The organism is Desulfovibrio sp. JC010, assembly GCF_010470675.1.
Classification (GTDB): Bacteria; Desulfobacterota; Desulfovibrionia; order Desulfovibrionales; family Desulfovibrionaceae; genus Maridesulfovibrio.
On sequence record NZ_VOIQ01000015.1, the window covers coordinates 53170 to 78270 of the forward strand.

24 protein-coding genes are annotated in these 25101 nt (G+C 49.2%); 22 read left to right on the top strand and 2 right to left on the bottom strand.

All coding sequences use genetic code 11. The features are described from left to right. Positions 1–13 precede the first annotated feature (13 nt). From FMR86_RS16190 to FMR86_RS16230, 9 genes are all read left to right on the top strand, one after another. Positions 14–820, top strand: a complete 807-nt coding sequence (locus FMR86_RS16190; protein WP_163352446.1) for a protein phosphatase 2C domain-containing protein — start codon at positions 14–16, stop codon at positions 818–820. Positions 821–986: 166 nt separating this feature from the next. Continuing rightward, on the top strand, positions 987–1733 hold the full coding sequence (locus tag FMR86_RS16195) for an ABC transporter substrate-binding protein (RefSeq protein ID WP_163352447.1): 747 nt from the start codon (positions 987–989) through the stop codon (positions 1731–1733). A gap of 177 nt (positions 1734–1910) precedes the next feature. Beyond that, positions 1911–3065 carry an HlyD family secretion protein gene (locus FMR86_RS16200; protein WP_163352448.1) on the top strand — a complete coding sequence of 385 codons (1155 nt, stop codon included), beginning with the start codon at positions 1911–1913 and terminating at the stop codon, positions 3063–3065. After that, the gene (locus FMR86_RS16205; protein WP_163352449.1) at positions 3062–3973 is read left to right on the top strand and encodes a cation diffusion facilitator family transporter; all 912 of its coding nucleotides are present in this window, start codon (positions 3062–3064) and stop codon (positions 3971–3973) included. The genes FMR86_RS16200 and FMR86_RS16205 overlap by 4 nt, the downstream gene beginning before the upstream one ends. 106 nt (positions 3974–4079) lie before the next feature. Next, entirely contained in the window at positions 4080–4823 is a 744-nt protein-coding gene (locus tag FMR86_RS16210; protein WP_163352450.1) for an ABC transporter substrate-binding protein, read from the top strand. Positions 4824–5245: 422 nt separating this feature from the next. Beyond that, entirely contained in the window at positions 5246–6241 is a 996-nt protein-coding gene (dgcN, locus tag FMR86_RS16215; protein ID WP_163352451.1) for an N-acetyltransferase DgcN, read from the top strand. After that, positions 6241–7209 (top strand): N-acetyl-D-Glu racemase DgcA, encoded by a 969-nt coding sequence (gene dgcA / locus FMR86_RS16220; RefSeq protein WP_163352452.1) that lies wholly within the window; start codon positions 6241–6243, stop codon positions 7207–7209. Before dgcN ends, dgcA begins: the two co-directional genes overlap by 1 nt. 34 nt (positions 7210–7243) lie before the next feature. Further along, complete coding sequence (locus FMR86_RS16225) at positions 7244–8089, top strand: D-amino-acid transaminase (RefSeq protein WP_163352453.1); 846 nt, start codon at positions 7244–7246, stop codon at positions 8087–8089. 278 nt (positions 8090–8367) lie between these two features. After that, the gene (locus FMR86_RS16230) at positions 8368–9315 is read left to right on the top strand and encodes an ABC transporter substrate-binding protein (RefSeq protein ID WP_163352454.1); all 948 of its coding nucleotides are present in this window, start codon (positions 8368–8370) and stop codon (positions 9313–9315) included. On the opposite strand, the gene FMR86_RS16235 is transcribed toward FMR86_RS16230, so the two are convergent. After that, positions 9316–10863 (bottom strand): NAD(P)/FAD-dependent oxidoreductase, encoded by a 1548-nt coding sequence (locus FMR86_RS16235; protein ID WP_163352455.1) that lies wholly within the window; start codon positions 10861–10863, stop codon positions 9316–9318. A 306-nt stretch (positions 10864–11169) separates the two neighbouring features. Between FMR86_RS16235 and FMR86_RS16240 the strand changes: the two genes are divergently transcribed. The 3 genes from FMR86_RS16240 (at position 11170) to FMR86_RS16250 (ending at position 12300) form a co-directional block, all read left to right on the top strand. Beyond that, positions 11170–11367, top strand: coding sequence for a hypothetical protein (locus FMR86_RS16240; RefSeq protein ID WP_163352456.1), 198 nt, complete (start codon positions 11170–11172; stop codon positions 11365–11367). Positions 11368–11576: 209 nt separating this feature from the next. Further along, entirely contained in the window at positions 11577–11792 is a 216-nt protein-coding gene (locus FMR86_RS16245; RefSeq protein WP_163352457.1) for a hypothetical protein, read from the top strand. Between the two features lie 370 nt (positions 11793–12162). Further along, positions 12163–12300, top strand: coding sequence for a hypothetical protein (locus FMR86_RS16250; RefSeq protein ID WP_163352458.1), 138 nt, complete (start codon positions 12163–12165; stop codon positions 12298–12300). Positions 12301–12382: 82 nt separating this feature from the next. Here FMR86_RS16250 and FMR86_RS16255 read toward each other — a convergent pair whose 3' ends face one another. Then, positions 12383–14791: an acetate--CoA ligase family protein gene (locus FMR86_RS16255; protein ID WP_163352459.1), complete on the bottom strand. Its 2409-nt coding sequence runs from the start codon at positions 14789–14791 to the stop codon at positions 12383–12385. Positions 14792–15120: 329 nt separating this feature from the next. Here FMR86_RS16255 and FMR86_RS16260 point away from each other — a divergent pair, with 329 nt between their 5' ends. The 10 genes from FMR86_RS16260 to FMR86_RS16305 all read left to right on the top strand — a co-directional run bounded on the left by FMR86_RS16260 (position 15121) and on the right by FMR86_RS16305 (position 25101). Next, a complete protein-coding gene (locus FMR86_RS16260) occupies positions 15121–15456 on the top strand; it encodes a hypothetical protein (RefSeq protein WP_163352460.1) in 336 nt (111 codons plus the stop codon). Then, on the top strand, positions 15453–16088 hold the full coding sequence (locus FMR86_RS16265) for an endoprotease (RefSeq protein WP_163352461.1): 636 nt from the start codon (positions 15453–15455) through the stop codon (positions 16086–16088). The genes FMR86_RS16260 and FMR86_RS16265 overlap by 4 nt, the downstream gene beginning before the upstream one ends. A gap of 199 nt (positions 16089–16287) precedes the next feature. After that, positions 16288–17256 carry a major capsid protein gene (locus FMR86_RS16270; RefSeq protein ID WP_163352462.1) on the top strand — a complete coding sequence of 323 codons (969 nt, stop codon included), beginning with the start codon at positions 16288–16290 and terminating at the stop codon, positions 17254–17256. 25 nt (positions 17257–17281) lie between these two features. Further along, positions 17282–17674 carry a Bbp16 family capsid cement protein gene (locus FMR86_RS16275; RefSeq protein WP_163352463.1) on the top strand — a complete coding sequence of 131 codons (393 nt, stop codon included), beginning with the start codon at positions 17282–17284 and terminating at the stop codon, positions 17672–17674. Between the two features lie 12 nt (positions 17675–17686). Continuing rightward, the gene (locus FMR86_RS16280; protein WP_163352464.1) at positions 17687–17887 is read left to right on the top strand and encodes a hypothetical protein; all 201 of its coding nucleotides are present in this window, start codon (positions 17687–17689) and stop codon (positions 17885–17887) included. A gap of 169 nt (positions 17888–18056) precedes the next feature. After that, positions 18057–19421 (top strand): ATP-binding protein, encoded by a 1365-nt coding sequence (locus tag FMR86_RS16285; protein WP_163352465.1) that lies wholly within the window; start codon positions 18057–18059, stop codon positions 19419–19421. Between the two features lie 157 nt (positions 19422–19578). Beyond that, the gene (locus FMR86_RS16290; RefSeq protein WP_373682493.1) at positions 19579–21789 is read left to right on the top strand and encodes an ABC transporter substrate binding protein; all 2211 of its coding nucleotides are present in this window, start codon (positions 19579–19581) and stop codon (positions 21787–21789) included. Between the two features lie 125 nt (positions 21790–21914). Next, positions 21915–22508, top strand: coding sequence for a hypothetical protein (locus FMR86_RS16295; protein ID WP_163352467.1), 594 nt, complete (start codon positions 21915–21917; stop codon positions 22506–22508). Between the two features lie 2 nt (positions 22509–22510). Further along, positions 22511–24607 carry a hypothetical protein gene (locus FMR86_RS16300; RefSeq protein ID WP_163352468.1) on the top strand — a complete coding sequence of 699 codons (2097 nt, stop codon included), beginning with the start codon at positions 22511–22513 and terminating at the stop codon, positions 24605–24607. Further along, a complete protein-coding gene (locus FMR86_RS16305; RefSeq protein WP_163352469.1) occupies positions 24604–25101 on the top strand; it encodes a hypothetical protein in 498 nt (165 codons plus the stop codon). The genes FMR86_RS16300 and FMR86_RS16305 overlap by 4 nt, the downstream gene beginning before the upstream one ends.

A 25101-nucleotide genomic window follows, 5' to 3' on the forward strand; every position in this document is an offset into this window, starting at 1 on the left:
TTATTGGTAAATAATGCAAGTCGAGTCACTCATAGAGCATGGCACCGGAGTCATTAACGAAGATTTTCTCGTGGTCGAGGACAATCTGTTCGGGGTTTTTGACGGTGCTACCAGCCTGACTGCCGAAACATACGAAAACGGTTATACCGGAGGTTTTCTGGCCTCCAAACTGGCCGGGGAAGAGTTTCGTAAGAACAACGGAACCATGCAGGAACTGGCTAAGCGGGCCAACATGACCATCCGGCAGGAAATGGCCGAACGTAACGTTAATCTGGGCAGCAAAAAGAATCTCTGGTCCACAAGTGCGGCGATTGTTCGCGTTAATGACGGCATGCTGGAATGGGCGCAGATAGGGGATTGCCGGATTGTCTGTGTGTACGAGAACGGCGATTTTGAATTCCTCGCAAAATGGGTTGAGCAGGATACGGAAACCCTGAGCATATGGAAGGAAGTGGGGGAGTCCACTGATAAGCCCATCGGCGTGGCTCTGCATGACCAGATTGCGAAAGTCCGTGCGCGCATGAATCTGGACTATGGTGTTTTCAACGGTGAACCCGAAGCAATAAATTTTCTGAATACCGGAACCCGTGATCTTACCGGGGTGCGCAACATTCTTTTATTTACCGACGGTCTGCTCCTGCCCAACGAAAAACCTTGGGAAGAACGGGACTACAGTGAGCAGCTGAACCTTTTCCGTCGGAACGGGATCAAAGGGCTTCGTGATCATATCCGCAGCATTGAGAGTACTGACCTGCGCTGCTGCGCTTACCCCCGCTTTAAAACCCACGATGATATCGCAGCTGTGGCCATCGGCTTTTAATTATTTTATTTTCAGACTCTGATTCAAATAAGACCTGCAGCATTAAGCTGCGGGTCTTTTTTTACTGTAATATTGTGGACACCTCTCTTTGGATTGTTGCCTGCTCAAAATTTGTATATGCTAAAATGTAAATATTTAATTGTGAGCAGGAAAAGGAAGCCACAAGATGAAAAAAGTTCTGGCCGCATGTGTTGCGGTGATGTTTCTGGTTGTTTCTCCGGTCTGTGCTGATGAAACTTTGTCTGTGCTGACTGAGGAGTGGCCGCCGTACAATTATACAGAAAACGGTAAGTTGACAGGTATTAGTACTGATTTGGTCCGCCAGACTCTCAGTCGGGCGGGGTATAAATTCAAAATTAATATTAAACCGTGGAAAAGGGCGTATAATGAGGCATTGAAGGTCCGCAATACCCTTTTATATACTACCAGTAGAACTGAAGCGCGGGAGAAATTATTCAAATGGGTAGGCCCGTTGTATCCAAGGCGGATTGTTCTATTTCGCCTGAAGAAAAATAACACCGTCATAATTAATGATTTTGAAGAGTTGAGGAAATATAAGATAGGTGTGCTGAGGGGCGGCTCTGTTGAAGAATATTTAATGTCCAGAGGCTTTAAGCTAAATGATAATTTAGATCAGGCAGCAGACGGTAAGCAGAATATTTTGAAGTTGTTTTCTAACAGGATTGATTTGATTCCCGGGTCAGAAATGAGCATGGCTCACAGGTTGCAACAGACACCATATGAATTCAGCAGGTTGGAAGTTGCTTATGTTCTGATCGATAAGGGCGGTTATTACATTGCCATTAATAAAGATACACCAGATGAAGTTGTGAATAAGATGCAGCGTGCGTTTGATGAGCTGATTGAAGAAGGTGTGCGTAAAAGGATTGTGGATTCCTATCTGGGAAGATGATGGCAGCTTGTATGATTTGCGGCTTTTATTTTGATTTGATGCTGTGTTTCTGGTGAATGATTCGAAACGTATTTTTAGGGATGTTTATTGACGCAACTGGGCAATCTGGGCAAGATGTTGTAATTTTGGGGTTCAGGTCTATTTACCGTATGTCTATTTTTGCCGGAGTTCTTGTTCATGAAAGCCATTTTATGCAGAAGGTCCACCACCTGGATTGTATTGCTTTTGATTGCCCTTCTTCCGCTTCCTTCCATTGTCAGTTATATGCAGCGTTTTGTGGTCAGAAACGGTGTGGTAACGGCTTATCGCTATGATGTCCGTGCACCTATTGACGGTGTAGTGGATGCTATTTCCATTGTACCGGGCATGGTTTCGCAGGGCGGACCTGTGTTGCGCATCGGTAACCGCAGAACTTCCGGGCAATACGAGACTCTTGAAAAGGAACTGCTTGCCCTTGAGGAAAGCCTTGTTGTGAGCCGCAGAAAACTTGACGGTTATATGGACAGGCTTATCAGGGATATTGATCAGAGTCTGGCAATCCTTTCCGCCCGCATTAAAGGGGAGAAGGCCGCGCTCAAGGAGGCCAAACACCGTCGTGACCGTATTGCAAAGCTTGTCAAAGCTTCGGTCGCAACCAGTGAAGACGAGGATAAGGCGGAGTCGGAATTTCTTAAGGCTGATGCTAAGGTTAAGTCTACTAAACTTGAAATCGGTCAGCTGAAGCATCGGCGGGGGATGCTAAGTCAGGGAATGCTGCCTAACGATCTTTCTGACGGGGCGTTGCAGGTTCAGAAACGCATTAATGATCTTGAGCAGAATATTCTGGCCTGCAAAAGGCGGATGAGTGAGACGGAAAACGCAGGCGGAGCCGATGATGTGTTGAATACCCGCCATACACGTGCTGCGGTTACACTCCCTGAGACTGCTGTGGTCTGGGAAATGGATGTTCAGGACGGTATGGAGGTCACCAAGGGTGACAGGCTGCTTTCATATATAGATAGAAGCAGGCTTATGGTGGAGGTGGCCGTAGATGACGCTACTCTTGAATTGATTGTTCCGGGGCAGCCGGTAAAAATCAGACTTTACGGCAGGACTGATTTTATTGAAGGCAAGGTCAGCCGGGTTATGGGTTCCGGCGGAATATGGCACTCCAATCTTTTTGCCGCCGGGATCAAGGATCGTTCCGCACGTGACGGGCGGGTGCTGGTGCTTATTGATGATCCGCTGCTTTACAAGCGGGTGGAAAAGTTTTGCGGGGTGGGGCGTACCGCCTATGCTGAATTCGAGGGAATAGGACTCATGGAGCAGTATTTCGGAGTATTCCTGCGATGAGCGGTTCTTCTGTCAATTTGACTCCTGATCAGCTGGCCAAGGAAAAGGCGGTGTTCTGGGCTGTTGTGCTTGATGCTGCTATTCTGGCTTTTTTCGCCGTGGCAGGTTTGCTTTCCGGTTCCATGACGGCTCTGTCCGAAGTGATCAGGATTCTGCTGCTGCTGACCATCGAGGTGGTTTCTTACGTTGTGCTCAAACGGGCCCACCGGGGCAGGTTTATGGAGTTTGAGTACGGTATCGGCAAGATTGAGCGTATTACCAATCTGTTGGTGGCTTTTGGACTGCTTTTAAGCGGTCTGTATATCCTTTCCAAGGTTTTCACCATGGATGACGGGGCACCAATCTCTACCAATATAATGATGCTGGCCATTATCAGTGCTGCGGCCAACCTTATGGTCAACTATTACTTTTCCGTTGCATTTATCCGTTCCAATGAAAAAGAAAGCTCGGTGATTATCTCTTCGCAGATTGCCGCGCGTATAGCCAAGACTGTGGCTTCGATAATAGTACTGGCTATCCTGATGATTACCCTCTGGCTGCCTGATCCGAAGTCTGCGCGTATGGTGGATCTGTTCGGTTCATTGTTTATGGTCGGCTATATGGTGGTCATTGCTGTGGGGTTGATCCGGGAAAGCCTGCCGGAGATCCTTGACCGTACAATTCCAGAACCGGAGCATTACCAGTTGTTGCGCATATTGGCCCGCTATTTTGACAATTATGACGGGTTCAACGGCTACAAGGCCCGTCGATCAGGCAAGGATTTGTTTATTTTGATCAATCTCGGATTTAATTCTGATCGAACAATTGGTCAGATTGAAGAGCGTCTGGCCCCAATTCGCAAGGCCGTGGAATCGGAATTGCCCGGTTCTTCAGTAAGTATTGAGCCGCAGATTATCCCATCCAGGTAGTAAAGTTTAGACTTTTTGCGAAATTGATTGTGCTCTATTCCTGTATATTGGTATAAATAAAGAGGTGCTTTTACGAGTGAATCTCTTTGACGGGGGCAATCTATTTATGCGCTTTTTCGTTATCTTATTTATTGTCGTTTCTGCTGTTTTCAGCACTTCTTCTGTGCAGGCATCCAAAGGATTGTCATTCTATACCCACTTTATCAAGCCGTTCGCTTATGAGGAAGAAGGCAGGATTTGCGGTTTTGCTGTGGAAGTTGTCCGGGAGATGATGAAATTGACCGGACAATCCTGTGAAATTGAGATGCTTCCGTTCGCACGCGGGCTTAAGCTGGTGCAGTCCTTTCCGGAAAAGGCTTTTTTCATTGTTGCTAAAAGACCGGAAAGATTGGGCTCTGTAAAATGGGTCGGTCCATTGGTGACCAGCGGCGTATATTTCTACAAGGCTAAGGGGAAGCAGTTTGAGGCTGATTCTCTGGAAGAGATGAAACAGCTTGAATCTGTTTGCGTGGGGCGGGGAAATGCGGATCACACTTATCTTGAATCATTGGGATTCGAAAACCTTGTGCCGGTGAATAACCAGATGGTTTCCCTGCAGTTGCTGGTTAAAGGACGGGTGGATGTGACTCCGGTCAGCGAGATGGTTATGCCTGCCATGGCCCAGCAGGCCGGGATAGATGTTTCCAAAATTGAATCTACCGGAGTGAAGTTGTATGATTCTGAATTGTTTTTGGTTTTTTCAAAGGAAACCCCGGAGTGGACCGTTGCCAAATGGCAGGCGGCACTGGATGAGTTGAAAAGAAACGGGACCTACAGGGGTATTTATTCAAAATATATTTTGCAGCAGTAGCTATTTTTACGTCTAATATTTTAATTAGCGGGGTGTTCCAGTCGGGAATACCCTTTTTTTGTGAAAAAAGCCGATGGTTCAACGCTTATTTTGTATTGGTGTACAATAATGTAAAATTTGTGTGAGGTGGCTTCGTTTTTATGGGGTGTAAAACGTATAAAATTTAAAAAAATAGCAAAAAATAAGAATTAAATTTAACTAATAACGTTTTTGTCGAATGTAATCTTTGTTAAAACTTTTCCTTAGACAATTTTATGCATTTGTGTGTGTTTTTTGAGCGCACTATTTTTGAGGGATTTGGTTCTGTGTTTTGTAACTTGCCGTTATTTTGAGGTTTTTAAGTTTGTTGCCGACAGATGGCATGCAAATTGATAAATCCGCAGAACCAAATAAAAAGACTATAAGATAAAGGGGTAGTAACAATGTTTGAAGCACCATATTTACTTTTTCTCGGAGATGCTCCTGATGCGCTGGGCGCGAAAATGGCTCAGGGTATTTATGACTGGAGACCTGAAGCTGTTGCCGGACAGTTTCGCATGGAAGGCTGCAAGGCCGATCTGGGTATCAAAGACCTTTCTATTAAAGAAGCTGTTGAAGCCGGGGCCAAGACTCTGGTTGTGGGCGTTGTGAACCGTGGCGGTATTATTTCCGACAGCTGGAAGACCGTGCTGGTGGAAGCCCTCGAAGCCGGAATGGACATTGCCTCCGGTCTGCACACCCTGCTGCGTGATCAGCCGGAGCTGGTTGAAGCAGCGGAAAAGAGCGGCAGCAAACTGCACGATGTACGTATTCCCACTGTAAATTATCCCATTGCCAACGGTAAGAAACGTACTGGCAAACGCTGTCTTGCCGTTGGTACCGATTGCTCCGTGGGTAAGATGTACACCGCGCTGGCAATTGACCGCGAAATGAAAAAGCAGGGGCTCAAATCTACCTTCCGTCCCACCGGACAGACCGGAATCCTTATTGAAGGTAACGGCGTTCCTCTTGATGCTGTTATCGCCGACTTCATGGCCGGCTCCATCGAATACCTCACCCCGGACAATGATGCCGACCACTGGGATATCATCGAAGGGCAGGGCAGCCTGTATCATGCTTCCTACTCCGGTGTGACCATGGCACTGGTTCATGGCGGACAGCCCGATGCCCTGATTCTCTGCCACGAACCCACCCGCGAACATATGCGCGGCCTGCCCGATTACCAGCAGCCCACTCTTGAAGAGCTGCGCGATACCGCACTGACTCTCGCCAAGGTTGTAAACCCTGAGTGCAAGGCCGTGGCTGTTTCCGTAAATACCCAGCACATGGCTGAAGACGAAGCCCTGGCTTATCTTGCTGAAGTTGAAAAGCAGCTGGGACTGCCCGCTGTTGATCCTTTCCGTCAGGGTGCTGGCCGTCTGGTTGAGGCGCTGGTATAATGAAAATCTCGGTTGTAAAAGATGTTTTCCCGCTGGCGCAGGTTTTCACCATTGCGCGCGGGTCGCGGACCGAAGCTGTTGTGCTGCGGGTCGAGATTGAAGAAGACGGTTTTATCGGGCGTGGGGAATGCGTTCCCTACGCCCGCTACAATGAGACTGTTGAGTCCGTTACCGCTCAGATTGAGAGCCTTAAAACTCCGCTGAGCCGTGAAGATCTGCAGTCCGCACTGCCCGCAGGAGCGGCACGCAACGCCGTGGACTGCGCTCTCTGGGATCTTGAAGCCAAGAAAGCCGGGACTCCAGCATGGCAGTTGGCAGGAATAAGTGAACCCACCCCGGAAGTTACTGCTTACACCCTCTCTCTTGCCACTCCGGAGGAGATGGAAAAGCAGGCAGCGGAAAATGCTGCCCGTCCTCTGCTCAAAACCAAGCTTGGCGGCGGTGTCGAGGATATTGCCCGTATTGAGGCTGTGCGCCGGGGTGCTCCTGATTCCCGCATAATAGTTGATGCCAACGAGGGCTGGACTGCTGATGTTTATCGTGAAGTGGCTCCGGTACTGGTTCGTCTCGGCGTGGAAATGGTTGAGCAGCCCCTTCCCGCCGGCGATGATGACGCTCTGCTGGAGATTGAAAGGGTTCTTCCTGTCTGTGCCGACGAATCATGTCACGATCGTGAATCCCTGCCCGGACTCAAGGGTAAGTATGACATGGTCAATATCAAGCTGGATAAGACTGGAGGTTTGACCGAAGCACTCAAGCTCCGTGAGGCTGCTTTGGCAGAGGGCTTTAAAGTTATGGTCGGCTGCATGGTCGGTTCTTCGCTGGCCATGGCACCTGCCGTGCTGGTTGCCAGTGGTGCGGCTGTTGTGGATCTTGACGGGCCTTTGCTTTTGGCCGAAGACAGGGCACATCCTTTGGAATACGATGATAAATTTGTTTTTCCCCCGCAGAGTGAATTGTGGGGCTAGTTGTTAATCTTACATATTGGAATAAGTGAATAAAATGAGCCGTACTGTATATGTAAATGGTGCTTACGTGCCTGAAGAAGAGGCTAGTGTTTCTGTATTTGACCGCGGTTTCCTGTTTGCGGATGCAATCTACGAAGTTACCGCTGTTGTGGATGGTAAAATCTGTGAGTGGGATGGGCATATTGCCCGCCTTGAGCGTTCCCTTGGTGAAATCGGCATGGGCATGCCCATGAGCGCAGAAGAATTGCTTGAAGTTCACCGTGAGCTGGTCAAGCGCAACGACCTTGAAGAAGGCGCAATCTATCTGCAGGTTACCCGCGGTGCTGTTGACCGTGATTTTATCATGCCCAAAGGTCTGGAGCAGACCGTAGTGCTTTTTACTCAGGCCAAGAAGCTGACCGGTGAAAAATCCGGCCTGCGTGTAATTTCTGTCCCTGACATCCGCTGGGGCCGCCGTGATATCAAAACCGTACAGTTGCTGGCTGCTTCCATGGTCAAAACCGAAGCCAAGAAGCAGGGCAAGGATGATGCATGGATGGTTGAAGAGGGATTTGTTACCGAAGGTTCTTCCAACAACACCTATATTGTGACCAGTGAAGGAAAGATCATTACCCGCAACCTTACCAACTCCATCCTGCCGGGCATTACCCGCAAATCCGTGCTCCGTCTTGCGGATGAGCTGGATATGGAGATTGAAGAGCGTCCTTTTACTATTGAAGAAGCCCAGAATGCAGTGGAAGCTTTCATGACTGCCGCAACTTCCTTTGTTACCCCGGTAATTGAAGTGGACGGCGTTGAGCTTGGCGACGGCACTCCCGGTCCGGTGACCAGACGTCTCGGTGAAGTGTACATAGAGGAAAGCCGCAAGGCTTCCTGCTAGATATTTGCGCAGCTTGGGGAAGCTGCGCGCTCCTGAACAGACTTCAGTCTGTGTTAATTGCTTAAAAGGCGGTCCGTTTCAATTGAAGCGGACCGCCTGTTTTTATGGCAGGTCTGCTAGTGGGAGCGGGCGGCTTAAAAGTAGGTTGTGAAGGTAGGGAATGCTATGTTACAAATTCATCAATGCATGTATCAAATTTAAAACATAATGGCCGTGCGTTTGCGGATCATTTTAGAAAAAGTGCCGTTTTAATTTGCGCTTTATGTTTTGTGTTTTTTTTGAATTCCCCTGTTTCTGCACTGGATAAAAAGGTTGTAGTCGTTAACAGCTACAATAAAGATTTCAAGTGGGTGGAAGAGCATAACGGTGTATTAAAAAGGGGCGTGGCCGGCAAAGCCGAGATCTCATTTTATTATCTTGATTTCAAAAGACTCAACAAAAAGGACTGTGACCGCAGGGTAGCAGAAGCAAAAGCTGCAATTGAACGGGACAAGCCGGAAGTAGTGGTTGTAACTGACGATTACGCACTCAAGTCGCTTGGGCAGTTTCTTGTTGACCGTGATATTCCGGTTGTTTTTTTGGGAATAAACGGCAATGCCCGCAAATATGTGGATAATGTCCGCAAGATTACCGGGGTGTTTGAGCGTCCGCTTGTGAAACGGTCCATTGCCTATCTGAAGGAAATCGTTGGGCCGGGTAAATTTCTGGTACTTATGGATGACAGCTTGAGCTCAAGGGTTTTTGTGCGCGAATCATTAAATGACCAAACTACTCTGGATGTGTCGGGTGCCCATGCTGATATTGAGCTGGTCAGAACTTTCAGCGATTGGAAGGCGAAGGTGAAAAATGCCCTGAATGCCGGGTATTCATGTCTGGTTATCGGGACCTATCACATTTTTAGAGACGAGCAGGGAAAACATATTTCCAGTGAAGAAGTTATCCGTTGGACGTCCATGCACTCACCGGTTCCTATTTTCGGCCTTTGGGATTTTTCCGTGGGCAAAGGCAAGGCTGTAGGCGGGTACGTTCTTTCCGGTATTGATCAGGGCCGTGAAGCCTTGAAGATGGTCAAAAAGATATTAGCCGGGGAAAACATAGAAAGTATCCATCCGGTCATCGGCAAAAAAGGGCTGCTTCTGTTCAGCGGTCCAGAAATGAAACGCTGGGATATCCAAATACCAGATTCGTTGACCTCAAAAGGGTATCAGATCAAGGTGATCCGCTGATTATCCCAGCATCCGCGCTGCTGCCAAGGCGCATTTCTCTCCGTCCATGGCTGCGGAAATGATTCCACCTGCATAGCCAGCTCCCTCTCCGCAGGGAAAAAGTCCTTTAATCTGCACATGCTCAAGAGTCTCGCGGTCACGCGGGATGCGTACCGGGGAACTGGTGCGTGATTCCACTGCCAGTACCTTGGCTTCATTTGAATCGAACCCCTTGAATTTTTTGCCTAATGCCTCAATGCCGTTGCGTAATGCTTCTGCTTGAATAAAGGGCAGCAGTTCGTGTACCGGGGCGGAGTATGCTCCGGGTATGTACGATGTCTTGGGGATGGATTTTGATACGCGTCCGGCAATGAAGTCGTTGACGCGCTGGGCCGGGGCCTGCTGGGTTTTGTTGTCTCCGGCTGCAAATATCTTTTTCTCTGCTGCTGCCTGATATTCCAAAGCGCAAAGCGGGTTGTCAGGGTTTTCCAGATCTTCAAGCTTAACTTCCGCCACCAGCCCGGCGTTGGCGAAAGGGGCGTTGCGTGCGGCAAGACTCATGCCGTTTAGCACAAGTTCCCCCGGTGCGGTGGAGGCCGGAACAATATAGCCACCCGGACACATGCAGAAGGAGAATACCCCGCGCCCCATGGCCTGCGTTGAAATGCGGTAGCTGGCCGCGGGCAGGTTTTCGTGGCGCGGTGACTGGTGGTAGAAAATCTTATCTATCAGCGGCTGGGGATGTTCGATGCGTACTCCCAGCGCGAAAGGTTTGGCTTCGATTTTAATGTTCTGATTGTTGAGGGCATGGAAAATATCCCGTGCAGAATGTCCGGTGGCGAGGATTACCGCATCCGCCTTTATTTCATTGCCTGCGGCAACGACTCCGGTCATGCGGTCTCCATCAAGAATGAAAGAATCAACGCGGGTGTTGAAATGGATTTCGCCTCCGCAGGAAATTATGTCTTCACGCATTCTGCCGACAATGCGCGGCAGTACGTTGGAGCCGAGGTGCGGGTGGGCGTCAATACGGATATCACCCGGTGCGCCGTTGGCAATGAGCAGATCAAGGATGCGGCCCATATTTCCGCGTTTGGTGGCCCGGGTGTAGAGTTTTCCGTCAGAATAGGTTCCGGCACCGCCTTCTCCGAAACAGTAGTTGGAGTCGGGGTTGATCAAACCTTCGGTGTAGATTTTTTTCAGGTCCTTGCGGCGGTCATTTACCATGCGTCCGCGTTCAAGGATGATCGGCTTGATGCCCTGTTCCAGCAGGGTCAGGGCGGCAAAATATCCGGCAGGTCCGGCCCCGGCAATGACGACCTGCCTGCCGTTCAGGGGCAGGGGGGTGAAAACGGATTCCTGCGGTTCCACGGATTCCGGGTCACCGATGCCGACCTGCAGTACAAAGTGAGGTTTGCGGGAACGGGCATCGATAGAGCGGCGCAGCACACGGGTGGAAATGTTTTTATCGTCCGGCATTCCGGCGGCCTTCAGGGCTTCCTTGCGGATCGTGCCGGGGTTATTGATCTGGCCGGGATTGATTTTAATCTGTACTTTTACCTGCTTCATTGCTGCGTCCTCATTAATTATAGAAGTCCGCCTACCTCTACTGACTGGCCTGCTAAAGTCAACGATAAATTATGTTCTGCGGGAGCAGTACATATTTTCATCCTTTTGTCTGATTTCCAAGTTTCCTGCTTCGGTTAATTTCTTTTCACGAGTTGTGCGGAAAACCAGATTTAAATTTGTATGTACACATTCGCGGTCTTGGTGATCCCATTGCTTTTCCCGATGCCCACCGTATGGAAGAAGCCCTTGAGCAGGCCCGTGAACTGGGTAAAAAATTGAGCAGCTAAAAAAGAATGTAGGCTAAATATGAATATAAAAGTAATTTCAGCTGTATTTTTTGTCCTTTGTCTTTGTGTCGGAACAGTCTTTTATCCTCTTCCGGCAAGGAGTGGTGATGCCATCCACAAGGTCGCTTACAAAGGGCAGGTCGAGAAGATGAAGAGCCTTATTGCCGGAGGAGTGGATGCTTACTTTGTTAAAACCCGCACAATAGTTGTCTTTTGAGATTGAATAACGAAGCCGTCACTCTAATAGTGGCGGCTTTTTTCTGTTCTTGTTTCGGAAAAAGGATTTTTTAAAGGTAAAATTTTAGTGATTGTGAAAAATGGTGTAAAGTTTGGCTGAATGTGAAAAAAAGAATTAATAAAAAACTGTTGACGAGGTGTTTTTTCGGCGTATGGTTTGAATAAAGTCTTACAAAAAGGAGTTAAGAAGTGGTTTTAGAATTGTACTTCGCACTTACCCTATTGTTTTTTATTTCTGTGAATGCTGTAGCTGAGGTAGAGCAGTATGTTGAGGATAGTGGTTTGCTAAGGTTTAAGTTTTTTGATGATTTAGTTGGTTCGGTAAAAAGCAGGGTAAATAGATTTTATCATTGTGATGATGAGTTTTATTGTTTTTTTAAGAAAGATGCATTTGACTTGAATTAATATGACTTGAAATTGCTTCATGTCAAATTCAGAAACCCCGCTTCAGTTTAGGAGCGGGGTTTTTGTTTGGCAGGTTGCCCCGCCCGGTTCTGGATTGCTTGAGAGAAGAATGGAAGAAATACAGGTGAGAGTTGATTTTGCAGGAGTGAATAGTGTTATTTTGAATAAAATTGAATCTGCGCTCAATTTTAATATCTACGTGATTCAAGGGTTTTGTCGCGGAGAAGTGGATGGCGATATAAATGTGAAAAAAAGAATTAATCAAATCTCATTGACGAGGTACTTTTTGTGCGTACACTGAAATTAAGTTCTTAAAAAGAAATCTTAAAAATGATTTTTGGTTGTATTCTTAAGTTGTAGGAGCGATTTTATGTTTATGTGCTGGTTGTGCGGAATTGCAAGGTTTGTTGAAGATGCTTTTTTTGCCAATGCTGAAAAGGCAGTCGTTGTTGTTGAAAAGACCAGTCGTGAAGATAAACTATCCAATCGTTACAACGATAAGTATTAACATATTTTAATAGTATCTCCTCCTAAGATTAAAGGCCGTGGTTCTGGTGAATCACGGCCTTTGCTTTTGATAGGTGGTGAAACTAATCGCAGCCGTGGGCCAGCCGGATAACTTCGGCGCGCATGCGGGCCTTGGAGTAGAGGGCAATGGCTGCCACTGCGCGGTCGCAGACCGGAAAGGTGGGGACCCCGTTTGCGAGCAGCATATCGCGCAGAGGATCGTAGAGTCTGCCTCCGTCCACTACTGCAAGCACCGGTTTGGCACTATTTTCGACGATTTTGATGAGCAGATTCCCCAGCGAATCTTCATCTTCCATGGAAAATGCGGGGATTGTCGGTTCAGCCAGAGTGTGCATGGACGGAGAGAGCGGGTCCAGACCGATAACAATGGAATCCACAGCCGGATCTTTTACAAGAATTTCAGCCATGGACGCATGCACCGCATCGTTCGAACCGGGAGTAAGGTCCAGCGGGTTCTGGATGGTGACCAGACTTTTCAGTTTTCTTTCTATAAGAATTTTATCAATGGATTTAATTGATTTTTCACTGAATTTAGCCAGTTCAATATCATAGTCGTCGGACTGGATGGAATCGGCCATTCCTACGGCTTCAAATCCGGCTCCGCTCACTGCGGCCAGCCTGTCACCGCCAATGGTCTTGCTGCTTAGTTTTTCGGCCAGCATGAACAGATCCTGAAACTCTTGAAAGGTGCGGGCAACAATGGCTCCGGCTTGTTGCACGCAGCTTTCGCAGACCATGTAATCCCCGGCCAGCGAAGCTGTGTGCCCGCTGGTGGCGGTTTTGCCTTCCGGGGTTCTTCCGGCCTTGTAGAAGACTACTTCCTTGCCGTTCATCACCGCCTGCCGTACTGCGCGGCAGAATTCCAGCCCGTCGAGGTCGTTGAATCCTTCGGCATAGACGGCGATGACATCCACTTCCGGGGAATCCTTGAAATAATGGACCATGTCACCAAGGGTCAGGTCGGTCTGGTTGCCCATGGAAATCATATAGGCCGGGTTCAGTTCCGGGCACTGGCTGGTCCGGAAAACCATGAACGCGCCGCTCTGACTGATCAGGGCTGCCCGCTGGTAAGGTGCGTTGCGGTCTTTGGGCAGCTTTTCATCGGGGATGAACCATGTATCGTAGCCGCCGGGCCGGGAAACCACGCCCATGCAGTTGGCACCGATGAATACCGGGCCGCCGTCATCTTCGGCATGCTTGTCATTGATGCTGGCAATGACAAGCTCCGCCCGCTCCTTGCTGTCCTCGGTTTCGCCCATGCCTCCGGGAATGAGCATTACGCTTTTGGCGCAGTTCAGTTCAATGATCTGATCCACCAGATCAGGTACATGAGGGGCAGCAATGGCGACCACAAACAGGTCGAGCTGGTGGTCCAGCCCATCAAGGGAGGGCACGCAGCGAACTCCGTCAATTTCATCGCAACCCTCGCGGATGATGACCACATCTTCCTCGGCGTACCCTTCGGCCAGCACATTATCGAGGATGATGCGTCCGAAATTGCGTCTGGTGGAGGATACACCGATGATGCCGATTTTTTTCGGGTGCAGCAGGTTGTGGATTTTCTGTACCGGGCGGGCCAGCGGCTTCTGGCCTGTTTTTGAAAAACGGCACATGCCGTCCAGCGGAACCATCAGGTATTCGGTGAAGGCAAAGGGGTTGATTTCCAGTTCATCAATGACGAATCCGCTATCCTTATTAGATGGGGAAAAATATTTGCCCATCTCAATAAACGAATCAAAGCATTCAATAAGCTGTTCATCAGTAACGATGCGCCGTTGTCCACGGGTCAGCCCGGCCAGCTTTTTATATGAGATGGTGTTTTTAAAGAGCTGGAAGAAAGATTGTCCGTCCACCATATGTACGGATGCGGCAACAATGGCCTGCCCTTTGCGGAACCTTTCGGCGTAAAGTTCAGTATCCGTTCCGCCCAGACCGGCACTGATGATGGTCCCGAATTCTCTGGTCCGGCGCAGTCCCACGATAAGTTCATTGCCGAAGGAATCGGAATCCGGGGGCATGAACTGGACCTGCAGCACTCCTTTAAGATCGCGGCTGATGGCCTTGACCAGCGCATCACCGTGCAGCCCTTTGTATTCCTCAGGGCCATGGTCCGGGTTGCGTTCAATATATGCGGCGTAGTTTTCCGGTACTTCGTACATCATGCCGCGCACGGCGGAGCGGATTTTGGACGGCTCTTTTTTTACAATGCGTACCCCGCCGACCTCGGTCTTGTGGATGATGGTCGGAGAGACGATTTTCAGCACTGCCTTATCGCCCGGTATGGCGGTCAGTTCTTCGTCGGAAAAACGCGCCCCGCGCGGCAGCAGATTGGCAGCCGGGGGAGTTTCCGCTCCGGAATTGGCCAGCAGGTTGTATACTTCATATTCAAATAGAAAGTCGCGACCTTCATTGTCTGCATTGCTGAACAGGTCGCTGATTGCTTTAAAACTGATTTCATTTTCAATAAACATGAGCACTCGCTTGGGTTGGATTAGTGACTGAGTAACATATGCCATATCTTTGTTGGAAGGTACAAGTTAGGATTATTAATACTGGCTATCAGGGATTCTAAAGACCCATTTTAAAATTTTTTTAAAAAAAACACAGGGCGGACCTGAGTCACCTGATTCAGGTCCGCCCTGCTGCTTATTATGCATTTTGAAGGGGGGCGGAAGAGCTCACGAAGTGGCCGCATAATTCGTTGATTCGTTAATACCGGATTGCTTCAGACTGTTTACTCCCTCTTTCTCCTTGATTCAAATTTTGCACAACATCCAACGTAAGGGGAGGTAAAATTCAAATGACAACGGACTCCGGTTTTCTGGAGGATGAACAGCGTGAAGCTGAAAAGGTCCGTAATGAACAGCGCAGGATTAATGAGCAGTTTCTTTCCGATGTACGGGCCACATTCGGCACTGCGCAGGGCAAAAGGGTGTTCACTTTTTTGCTGGAACAGGGCGGAGTTAATGCGACCCTGTTTTCAAAAGAAAGCGACATCTACCGCAACGTGGCTGTTCATGATTTTGTGATTGAAAACGTACTCGGTCCGGTTATTACCGCAGATGAGGAGATTTATCTTTCCATCATCCGTGAACGGGCTGAAAAAATCAGACAGGAAGAGGAGGAGCGCAAATGATGGATTTCCCGGTGGGTAATGATTCGCAGCCGGACCATTATTCCCCGCAGGCAAAGATGAAAGATGTGGCTGAACCTGTTCTTGGCGGGGATACTCTTGCCGAAGAAGAGGAGCTTGAAGCTCAGCCCGGATCTGAAGTGGAAGAGGCCGAGCAGCTGACTGATAATCCCGTACCCAACGTGCCCGAGGCTTACGAACTGGATTACGGCCTGCCGGACGGTATTGACCCCCATGTGGACCGCCAGTTCCGGCAGTTCGCCCATGAGAACGGGGTCAGCGGGGAAATGGCCCAGAAACTGGTGGATTTTCATAATTCCCTTGAAACGGCCCGGTTTCAGGACCACCAGACCCAGACCGGGGAGTGGGAGCGTGAGACTCGTTCTCTGCCCGGCTGGCACGGCAATAATTACCGCAAGAATATGGGGGTGGCCAACAAGGCTTTGCAGGCATTTGCTTCACCGGCCCTTGCAAAAATGATCCGGGAGTCAGGATATTCCTGTCATCCTGAAGTAGTTAAAACCTTTTACAATGTCGGCAGGCGGCTCACCGAAGATTCCTACGTTGACAGCAACAGGAATACCGGCCGCCAGAAGACAATCGGTGAGATTTTGTATCCCAACCAGCCGATATAAAATGATGACGGTTTGCGAATTATGTTGCGAAGCAGAGTAAAAGTTTTTGGGATTCTTAAGACCTTTTTTCAAAAAGGTCTTAAGCCGCCGGAGGCGAAATCCCATATAAAAAGCGCGTAGCGCAACAAGTCCAGAACGCTAAAAGCGTCATTAAATTCAGAGCTCCCAAGAGGGCCGAATCTCGTAAGGAGAATTAATTATGGCAACTCTTGGAATGAACGCACTTACTCTTGCTGACTGGGGCGGACGTCTCGATCCTAACGGTGATGTGGCTAAAGTCGCTGAAGTACTGACCCACAGCAACGAAATTCTTGATGACGCCGCATGGGTGGAGGGCAACCTGCCCACCGGTCACCGCACCACCGTGCGTACCGACCTGCCCACCGTGAGCTGGCGTAAACTCAACTACGGAATCAAGCCCAGTAAATCCCGCACCAAGCAGATTGACGATACCTGCGGCATGCTCGAATCCTATGCGGAAATGGACAAGGCCCTTTCCGATCTCAACGGTCATTCCTCCAATTTCCGTACTTCCGAGGAACGCGCTTTCCTTGAAGCCATGAATAAGGAGTTCGCCGACACCTTTGTTTATGGCGATACCGCGCTGGAGCCTGAAAAATTCCTCGGCCTTGCGCCCCGCTTCAATTCACTTGAGCACAAGAACGTCGTTAACTTCGGCGGCTCCGGCAACAACTGCACTTCCATCTGGATTGTCTGTTGGTCCGATCAGACTGTACACTTCACCTTCCCCCGAGGCAGCGCAAACGGTCTCGCCCACAATGATCTCGGTGAAGTTACCCTCGAAGACGGCAATGGCGGCAAGTATCAGGGACTGCGCACCCACTACAAGTGGACTCCCGGTCTCGTGGTCCGCGACTGGCGTTATGTGGTGCGTATCGCGTCCATCGATCCCAAGAACCTCGGTTCCAATTCCCTGCGCCATGCACTGATCGAAGGTCTGAACATGATCCCCAATACCAACATGGGCAGAACCGCTATCTATTGCAACCAGACCGTTAAAACCCTGCTTGATATTGAAGCTTCCGACAAAAACAACGTCATGCTCAAGACCGAGAACTGGGAAGGCAAGCCCGTAACCACTTTCTGGGGCTGCCCGGTTCGTCGCGTGGATTCCATCCTGAACACTGAAGCTGCAATTACTGCGTAACCTTTAAATTAAAAGGATTAATAATATGTATCTCGATAAAGAACTTTGTTTTTGTGAGGAACAGGCCGTAACTGCCAGCGCGGTTTCCCAGAATGTAATCAATGCCGGTGAAGATTGCGGTTCCAGCGGTAAAGTGAAGCTGAAGGTGCTGGTGGATGGCGAGGATTTCTCCACCCTGACCAGTCTGCGTGTGGGCGTTCAGGCTTCCGAAACTGAAGACTTCGCGCTCTTTGATACCCTCTTCGAGTCCGGTTCCATTCCCGTGGCGGATCTCAAGCAGGGGTACAGCTTTCCGCTGCCTTCTCTGCCTGTGCAGCACAAGGGGTTCCTGAGGCTTTCTTTTACCGTGACCGGAAGCAACGCCACAGCCGGTAAAATCAGTGCTTATCTGGTCATGGACGATCAGACTAACGTGTAAGGTTGGTGGGTAGTGAAATACGTTTGTAAAAAAGATTGTTATGTGAAGAATCCGCAGGGCAGACTGCAGCTTTTCAAAGTCGGCATGAGCGTTGATTATGCTGCAGGAGCCGAAGTGGCAGAGCATTTTGAGCTTGCGGACGGTGAAAAGGGCAAGGCTGAAGCAAAGAAAAAAACTGTTCGCAGCAGGAAAAAGGAGGCTGAGGATAAGTAGTTATTAATATTTAACAGACCTACTTGATTGAAGATTTCATTCCTCTCCGGTTAACACCTCCGGTCCGTTTGGGCCGGGGGTGTTTTTGTCATAGTATTGTAACATCTTAAACGGAGTGACGGTTGAAAAGTGATTGCACTTAGTTTAGATATCATTCTCTGGAGGGGAGATGATAAAAAAACTTTCAGTGGTGTTAATTCTTTTCGGTGCCTTTGTCGGAACTGCGACTTATCTGACAGAGCAATATATGGATTCTTCTTCTTTTGCTTCATATCATCACTACATACATATTTTTGCAGGGTGTCTGATCAGTGCTGTGGCCTGTTTGTGCTATTACCTGCTGGACAGAAACAGTAAAATCTATTCCGATTTTGAGTTCAATTCTATTTTGCTTAATTCAATATCTGAAATTTCTCCCATAGGTTTTGGTGTGGGAGAAGGTGGAAGGTGTCGCTATGCCAATGAAATATTATGTTGCATGACCGGATATGAGCAGGATGAGTTGCTTGGAATTGAGGTTGGCCGCCTGTGTCCTGACGAAGATGTATTGAAAGAAGTTGGGGAGTTCAGGGACAACTCGAAGCCCGGTGATGTCCGTTCATTGGAGACCAGACTGCTTTGTAAGGATGGCAGCGTTAAGTATATCCTGTTTAAGTTGATATTTCCGGAAAGCAGAAAATGGCGGGGCAAAAGTGTTTTTGCTGTGATGGACATAACTGAACGGAAAAGAATGGAAGATGAGCTTGTAAGGTCTTTACAGGAACTGGAGCGCAGAAAGGATGCTTACAAAGAGGCTCATCGTCTGGAGCAGCAGGTTATTTTGGAAAAGAACAGTTTTCAGGCAAATATGTGCCACGAAATCCGTACTCCTTTGAACGGCATGCAGGGGATGTTACAGATCCTTCAGGAGAACCTTCAGCGGGAGGAAAATCTGGAAGTGGTGCAGCTCGCTCTCGGTTCGTGCCGGCGGCTTTCAAATTTATTGAATGATGTCCTGCATGTTTCCAGGCTTGAAGCCGGTAAGGATGTTGTCATGAACAACCCCTTTGATGTTTGTTCTGTTCTGGAAGAAGTGGGGGAGCTGTTCCGGCCTGCAGCAGAACAGAGCGGGTTGTCTTTTGATATTGAAATTGGGAAGAGTATACCCCATATTTTTATTGGCGATAACCGTAAACTTGTGCAAATTCTTAATAATCTTGCGGGGAATGCGGTTAAATTTACCAGTAAGGGCGGAGTAAGGATCACCGCAGACTTTATCCCCCAGTCGCAAGGGCGCGGTCGGCTTTTATTTACAATAGCCGATACAGGAATCGGCATATCTGATGATGATCTGGAGCGTATATTCAATTCATATTCGCAGGTTGACGGGAGTATTACCCGTAAATACGAAGGGGCCGGACTGGGGCTGACCATCGTAAAAAGGTTGATTCTGGCCATGGGGGGCGGGCTTGCCGTTGTTTCCGAACCTGATAAAGGGACCACGATGTATCTTTCTCTTGGGTTCAGGGTGCCCAGTCCGGGGATTGATTATTAGTTTTTATAGAATAGATTTAGACCGCAAACTGTGCTAGCTGTATATTATGGTTAAAGTCATATGTAAAAATGCATCAGCAAAAGTTTTGCGAATCTGTTTATTTTTTTTGTTGGCTCTGCTTTTTACTTTGCCTGTCCGGGCGGCTGAGGTCCGGCATGTGCTGGTGCTTCATTCCTATCATTCAGGCATGTCGTGGATCACCAATATTGAAAAAGGAATCCGCGATACTCTGCTGGTTCCGCCGTATAAAGATCTTGTCCTTCATATCGAGTATATGGATACCAAACGGTATCATTCACCGGAGCACTACGCACGGATCAAGGGGCTTCTCAAAGCAAAATTTGAGAAAATCGACCTGTCTTTGGTTCTGTCTTCTGATAATAATGCTTTTGATTTTTTATTGGAGAACCGGGATGACTTGTTTCCCGGTGCCCCGGTGGTTTTTTGCGGGGTAAATAATTTTTCCAACAGGCAGATCAGGGATGTCCGTAATTTTACAGGTGTGGCTGAAGTAATGTCTTCGCGGGATACCGTGGCTGAAATTTTACAGCAATTACCAGATACAAAAGAAATATATGTCATCAATGACTACCTGAAAACAGGCCGTGCATGGGAGGCGACCCTGCGCAGGAATCTGGCTCCTTTTGCTGAAAATGTCCGCATAAAATATAACGAAAATTTAACCATTTCCCAATTGCGGGACAAAATACAATCCATGAAACCGGGCAGCGTGGTTCTGCTTGGGGTGTACTATTCAGACCGGGACGGAACATATGTGACTTATGAGAAGCTGGGTAGCATGTTGACCCAGAACAGTCCGGTTCCGGTTTATTGTCTTTTGCGTTTTAATCTTCGCGACGGTGTGATCGGCGGTAAAGTTGTCAGCGGTTATCATCAGGGTGTGATGATGAGTGAGGTGGCCCGCAAGGTACTTGCCGGTGAAAAAGCTGACGATATCCCGGTAGTAAAGGTCGGAGCCAATGCGTTTATTTTTGATTGGCAGGCCCTTGATAAGTACGGCATTCCCGCTTCCAGTATTCCTGAAGAAAGTGTTGTATTAAATGAACCTTTTTCTTTTTACGAAGAATATATTTATCTGGTCTGGAGCACAATTTTTGTTTTTGCGGCAATGGGCATATTGGTGGTTGTTCTGGTCAGAAATGTTGTGACTTTGCGTAAGGTGCGCAGTGATCTTGAGCACTCTGAGCTGAAGTACCGCTCCATATTTGATAATGCTCAGGAGGGAATTTATCAGACCAGCGTCGATGGTCGGGTGCTGGCCGTCAACGATGCCTTTGCGCACATGTTCGGGTATGATTCTCCAGAAGAAGTTCTTCAGGTTTTGGATAGTGTGAGCAAGAAGCTTTATTTGAACGAATCTGACCGGAATGTTCTGCTTACTGCAATGCAAAATGAAGGGACTCTTACAGGTTTTGAGGTGAAGATGAAACGCAAGGACGGCGAAGTAGTCTGGATTACCATGAACGCCCGCAAAACCAAGGCTCAGGATGGAACGGTTATTTTTGAAGGGTCTGTGGTGGATATTACTCAGCGCAAGCGCAATGAACAGCGTATGATCCAGTCCGAAAAAATGATGTCGGTTGGCGGCCTTGCAGCCGGTATGGCCCATGAAATCAACAATCCTCTCGCTGCAATTGTGAGTTCTGTGCAGAACCTGCAAAGGCGGCTGAACCGTGATACTGCGCGGAATGTTAAAATCGCAGAAGAGTGCGGAGTACCCTATTCGGCTGTAATGGAATATATTGAACGCCGGGGCTGCGCGAAAATACTGAACGGGATGTATGAGGCGGGCATGCGCGCCGCAACTATCGTTCGCGGCATGCTCAGCTTCAGCCGGAAGAGTGATTCGGATTTTGAGCCGCGGAATCTGTGTTCGCTTATGGAGGGGGCCCTGAATCTGGTAATGAATGATTACGATTTTAGACGAAATTATGATTTCAGAAAGATCAGCATAGTTAAAGACTTCGGATCTGAAAGATTGCTGGTGGCTTGCGATGCAAACGAGATTCAGCAGGTGTTTTTAAATTTGTTGAAGAACGGTGCTGAAGCCATGGGCGATAAATCCTATTCTCCGGATGATAACCCCGGTTTTGTTCTTCGCTGCTACGAACTCGCTGATATGGCGGTCATGGAGATTGAGGACAATGGCCCCGGTATGGATGAAGGTGTCCGTAACCGGATTATGGAACCCTTTTTCACCACCAAGAATGTAGGCAAAGGAACCGGACTGGGCCTTTCCATTTCATATTTTATTATTACTGATCGCCATAAAGGAATCATGGAAGTTGTTTCTGACCCCGGAAAAGGCACTCGTTTTGTCGTCAAGTTGCCTCTTTATAAGGAATAATTAATAGCTGTATTTTCCATAAAGGCGGACCTGAATCACCTGATTCAGGTCCGTCTTTATATTTATCCTGATTATGGAATGGAGGGCGAAATTAATCGTATCTCCGAAACATATCAGGAGAAATAATGGCTGTTTCAGAAGTTAAAATCTGCAACCTCGCCCTGAGAAAGCTGGGTGCGAGACTCATTGAATCACTAAGTGACAGTTCGCAGGAAGCTGTAACCTGCAACCTTTTTTACGATCAGGTCCGTGATGCGGTGCTGCGTGAGCATCCATGGAACTTTGCGGCTGCGCGGACACGGCTGGCCCGTCTGGCTGATGATCCGGCATTCGGTTACAGGTGTCAGTACCAGCTTCCCGCTGATTGCCTGCATTTGCGCCAGTTGAACAGTGCGGATGATGAATTTGTTGTCGAAGGAGATAAGGTTCTGACTGACCGCGAAGGTGCTTCAGCTGTCTACACCATGAAAGTGACCAACCCGGTCCTTTTTGATCCTTCATTTGTGATGGCTTTTGCCGCCCGGCTGGCTGCGGAGATGGCTGATGATATCACCGGGTCCACCACCAAGGCCCGTGAAATGTGGACCCTGTACCTGAATGCCATGCAGTCGGCTCGGCTGGCTGATTCCGCAGAAGGGCGCGAGGATAGTATCCTCAATGATCCGTGGCTGGAAGCAAGAGGGATTCATGGTCTGGATTCCCCGGTCTGGAGGGCGTAGCTATGTCCGTATCCATGATTATGACCAACTTCAGTGCCGGGGAGCTTTCCCCCCGGCTGGGCGGCAGGGTGGATCTTGCCAAATATGCCAACGGATTGGCCGAGCTGGAAAATATGTTCACCCATCCCCACGGCGGGGCTTCGAGGCGGCCCGGATTTCGTTTTATCCGGGAGGTTCTGGGATGTAATCGACTGCCTGCCGCAAGTCTTGATTCAGCAATTGACTGGACTGTGGGCAGCGGCTGGTCCGTTGCTGCTGCAAAGGCCGCTTGCGCCGGAAGCCAGACGGCACAATCAGTTTTGAGTCGCGATTTGAAACTTGTTGCGGACCGTATTTATGAGATCAGCTTCAAGGTTAGCGGCTATCAGTCCGGGGCGGTCTGCGTCAGTGCCGGGAGCGGGAGCTTGAGTGAATTCGTATCCGCAGACGGCAGCTATGCTTTTCGGTCAAGGGCGGATGAAAACGGCCTGCTTTCGATTATTGCCGATGCGGATTTTACCGGAGCTGTCGAAGCCGTGCAGGTTCGCGAAGCCAATCCGGCAGCGCGGTTGATCCCTTTTGAATTCTCTACAGAACAGGCTTATGTGCTGGAATTTACCGACCGCAATATTCGTATCTTCAAGAATGGCGGAATTGTGGTCACCGAAGAAGGTGATCCGGTAGAAATTGAAAGTCCATATACAGAGTCGGACCTGCCGGGAATCCGCCACACCCAGTCTGCGGATGTGATGTATCTGGTTCATCCTGAAGTTCAGCCCTATAAACTTTCCCGCACATCCCACGTGGACTGGAAGATGGAACTGGTGCCTTTCAGTTCACCGCCTGAGGAATGGACCAGCGAAAAAGGTTTTCCCTCCTGTGTGACCTTTTTTGAAGAACGGCTTTGCTTTGCGGCCAGCCCGACAAATCCCCAGACTGTCTGGATGAGCAAGGCCGGGTCTTATGAGGATTTCGGGATTTCTGATCCGGTGGTGGACGACGATGCCTGTACCTACACCCTCTCCGCCGATCAGGTGAACGCCATCCGCTGGATGATCAGTGCCAAGAAACTGATCATGGGCACTTCCGGTGGTGAATGGTGGCTTTCCGGGGGCAGCAGTGCCGATGCGGTTACACCTAACGCGGTTATGGTCCGCCGTGAAACCACCCATGGTTCGGCGGCTATCCCGCCGGTAGTTGTGGGCGGGGTGATGATTTTTCTGCAGCGTGAAGGTCGGACCATCCGTGAGCTTGCGTATTCTTTTGAGGCGGACGGTTACGTGGCCCCGGACCTGACCATTCTGGCCGAGCACCTGACCCGCGCTAATTCCATCACTGAATGGGCCTACCAGCAGTCCCCTGATTCCGTTGTCTGGATGGTCCGTGACGACGGGGCCATGCTCGGTCTCACTTATCAGCGAGAACATGACGTTGTCGGATTCCACCGTCATTCTACGGATGGGAAATTCCGTTCCGTGTGCACCATTCCCGGCCCTACTCAGGAGGAGGTCTGGTCTGTGGTGGAGCGGGAGGTTGACGGCACACCCCGTAAATATGTGGAGCGCATGGAAAACCAGTTTACCGGTGAGAGCTCTGAATATGCCTTTTTTGTGGATTCAGGGCTCAGCTATGATCAGGGCGAGAGCGACACTGTTTTTACCGGGCTTGAACATCTGGAAGGCAAGACTGTTTCGGTGCTGGCAGACGGTGCAGTGCGCCCGGATGTGCAGGTCAAGAACGGCAGTATTACGCTGGCTGCCCCGGCAAAAATAGTCCATGCCGGGCTTCCTTACGTATCAAACATGAAAACTCTACGTATTGAGGGCGGGGCCATGTCCGGCGGCACAGCGCAAGGGCGCAAGAAACGCATTTCCCACGTGACTGTGCGTTTGTTCCAGTCCCTCGGCTTGCAGGTCGGTTATGACGGTGATCATCTGGAACGTGCCCCGTTTCGAACTTCGGCGGATAAAGCAGGCGGTCCTCCGGCTCTGTATAGCGGTGATTATGAGGTGAAATTCAACCGGGGCTATGATCGCGACGGACAGGTTTATATTCGGCAGGATCAGCCGCTGCCTCTTTCTGTGTTGGCATTAATACCGGAAGTCTCGGTGTATTCATGAGCCGTTTAAACAGAAGTTCACTTCTCAAGCTTGGAATCCCCACTCTTGAAGATGTTGATCTGGTAGCCGCTAATATCCGTGAATCAGACCGTCATGATCTTGAAGGGTTGCATCCCGGAAAGGCCATACGCGAGATAATCATGGGTGATGTGGAGTATTCACAGCTTGTTTACGGTCTATACAGCAATGATCGGATGCAGTGTGTTTTCGGGGTCATTCCCGTTGCGCCCGGAGTCGGCACCCCGTGGGTGGTCGGTACTGCGGAAGTGGATGAAGCACCGCTCCTCTTTGCCCGTTCTTCACGAAGATTGCTGGATATGCTGCAGCGCAACTTTCCGGTGTTGGATACATGGGTTTGCGCAGAGAACAGCAAAAGTGTGCTCTGGCATAAGTGGTGCGGTTTTGAATTTGAACAGGAAAAAGTCCGGCTGGGCAGGGATGAATATTACCGTGCTCTGCGCCGGGCAGATACAAATATGATGGAGGTTGGTTAG

Excerpts from the sequence above, each read along its gene's own strand:
- FMR86_RS16190 (WP_163352446.1), top strand. The coding sequence starts at position 14 with ATGCAAGTCGAGTCACTCATAGAGCATGGCACCGGAGTCATTAACGAA.
- FMR86_RS16195 (WP_163352447.1), top strand. The coding sequence starts at position 987 with ATGAAAAAAGTTCTGGCCGCATGTGTTGCGGTGATGTTTCTGGTTGTT.
- FMR86_RS16200 (WP_163352448.1), top strand. The coding sequence starts at position 1,911 with ATGAAAGCCATTTTATGCAGAAGGTCCACCACCTGGATTGTATTGCTT.
- FMR86_RS16205 (WP_163352449.1), top strand. The coding sequence starts at position 3,062 with ATGAGCGGTTCTTCTGTCAATTTGACTCCTGATCAGCTGGCCAAGGAA.
- FMR86_RS16210 (WP_163352450.1), top strand. The coding sequence starts at position 4,080 with ATGCGCTTTTTCGTTATCTTATTTATTGTCGTTTCTGCTGTTTTCAGC.
- dgcN (WP_163352451.1), top strand. The coding sequence starts at position 5,246 with ATGTTTGAAGCACCATATTTACTTTTTCTCGGAGATGCTCCTGATGCG.
- dgcA (WP_163352452.1), top strand. The coding sequence starts at position 6,241 with ATGAAAATCTCGGTTGTAAAAGATGTTTTCCCGCTGGCGCAGGTTTTC.
- FMR86_RS16225 (WP_163352453.1), top strand. The coding sequence starts at position 7,244 with ATGAGCCGTACTGTATATGTAAATGGTGCTTACGTGCCTGAAGAAGAG.
- FMR86_RS16235 (WP_163352455.1), bottom strand. The coding sequence starts at position 10,863 with ATGAAGCAGGTAAAAGTACAGATTAAAATCAATCCCGGCCAGATCAAT.
- FMR86_RS16240 (WP_163352456.1), top strand. The coding sequence starts at position 11,170 with ATGAATATAAAAGTAATTTCAGCTGTATTTTTTGTCCTTTGTCTTTGT.
- FMR86_RS16250 (WP_163352458.1), top strand. The coding sequence starts at position 12,163 with ATGTTTATGTGCTGGTTGTGCGGAATTGCAAGGTTTGTTGAAGATGCT.
- FMR86_RS16255 (WP_163352459.1), bottom strand. The coding sequence starts at position 14,791 with ATGTTTATTGAAAATGAAATCAGTTTTAAAGCAATCAGCGACCTGTTC.
- FMR86_RS16260 (WP_163352460.1), top strand. The coding sequence starts at position 15,121 with ATGACAACGGACTCCGGTTTTCTGGAGGATGAACAGCGTGAAGCTGAA.
- FMR86_RS16265 (WP_163352461.1), top strand. The coding sequence starts at position 15,453 with ATGATGGATTTCCCGGTGGGTAATGATTCGCAGCCGGACCATTATTCC.
- FMR86_RS16270 (WP_163352462.1), top strand. The coding sequence starts at position 16,288 with ATGGCAACTCTTGGAATGAACGCACTTACTCTTGCTGACTGGGGCGGA.
- FMR86_RS16275 (WP_163352463.1), top strand. The coding sequence starts at position 17,282 with ATGTATCTCGATAAAGAACTTTGTTTTTGTGAGGAACAGGCCGTAACT.
- FMR86_RS16285 (WP_163352465.1), top strand. The coding sequence starts at position 18,057 with ATGATAAAAAAACTTTCAGTGGTGTTAATTCTTTTCGGTGCCTTTGTC.
- FMR86_RS16295 (WP_163352467.1), top strand. The coding sequence starts at position 21,915 with ATGGCTGTTTCAGAAGTTAAAATCTGCAACCTCGCCCTGAGAAAGCTG.
- FMR86_RS16300 (WP_163352468.1), top strand. The coding sequence starts at position 22,511 with ATGTCCGTATCCATGATTATGACCAACTTCAGTGCCGGGGAGCTTTCC.
- FMR86_RS16305 (WP_163352469.1), top strand. The coding sequence starts at position 24,604 with ATGAGCCGTTTAAACAGAAGTTCACTTCTCAAGCTTGGAATCCCCACT.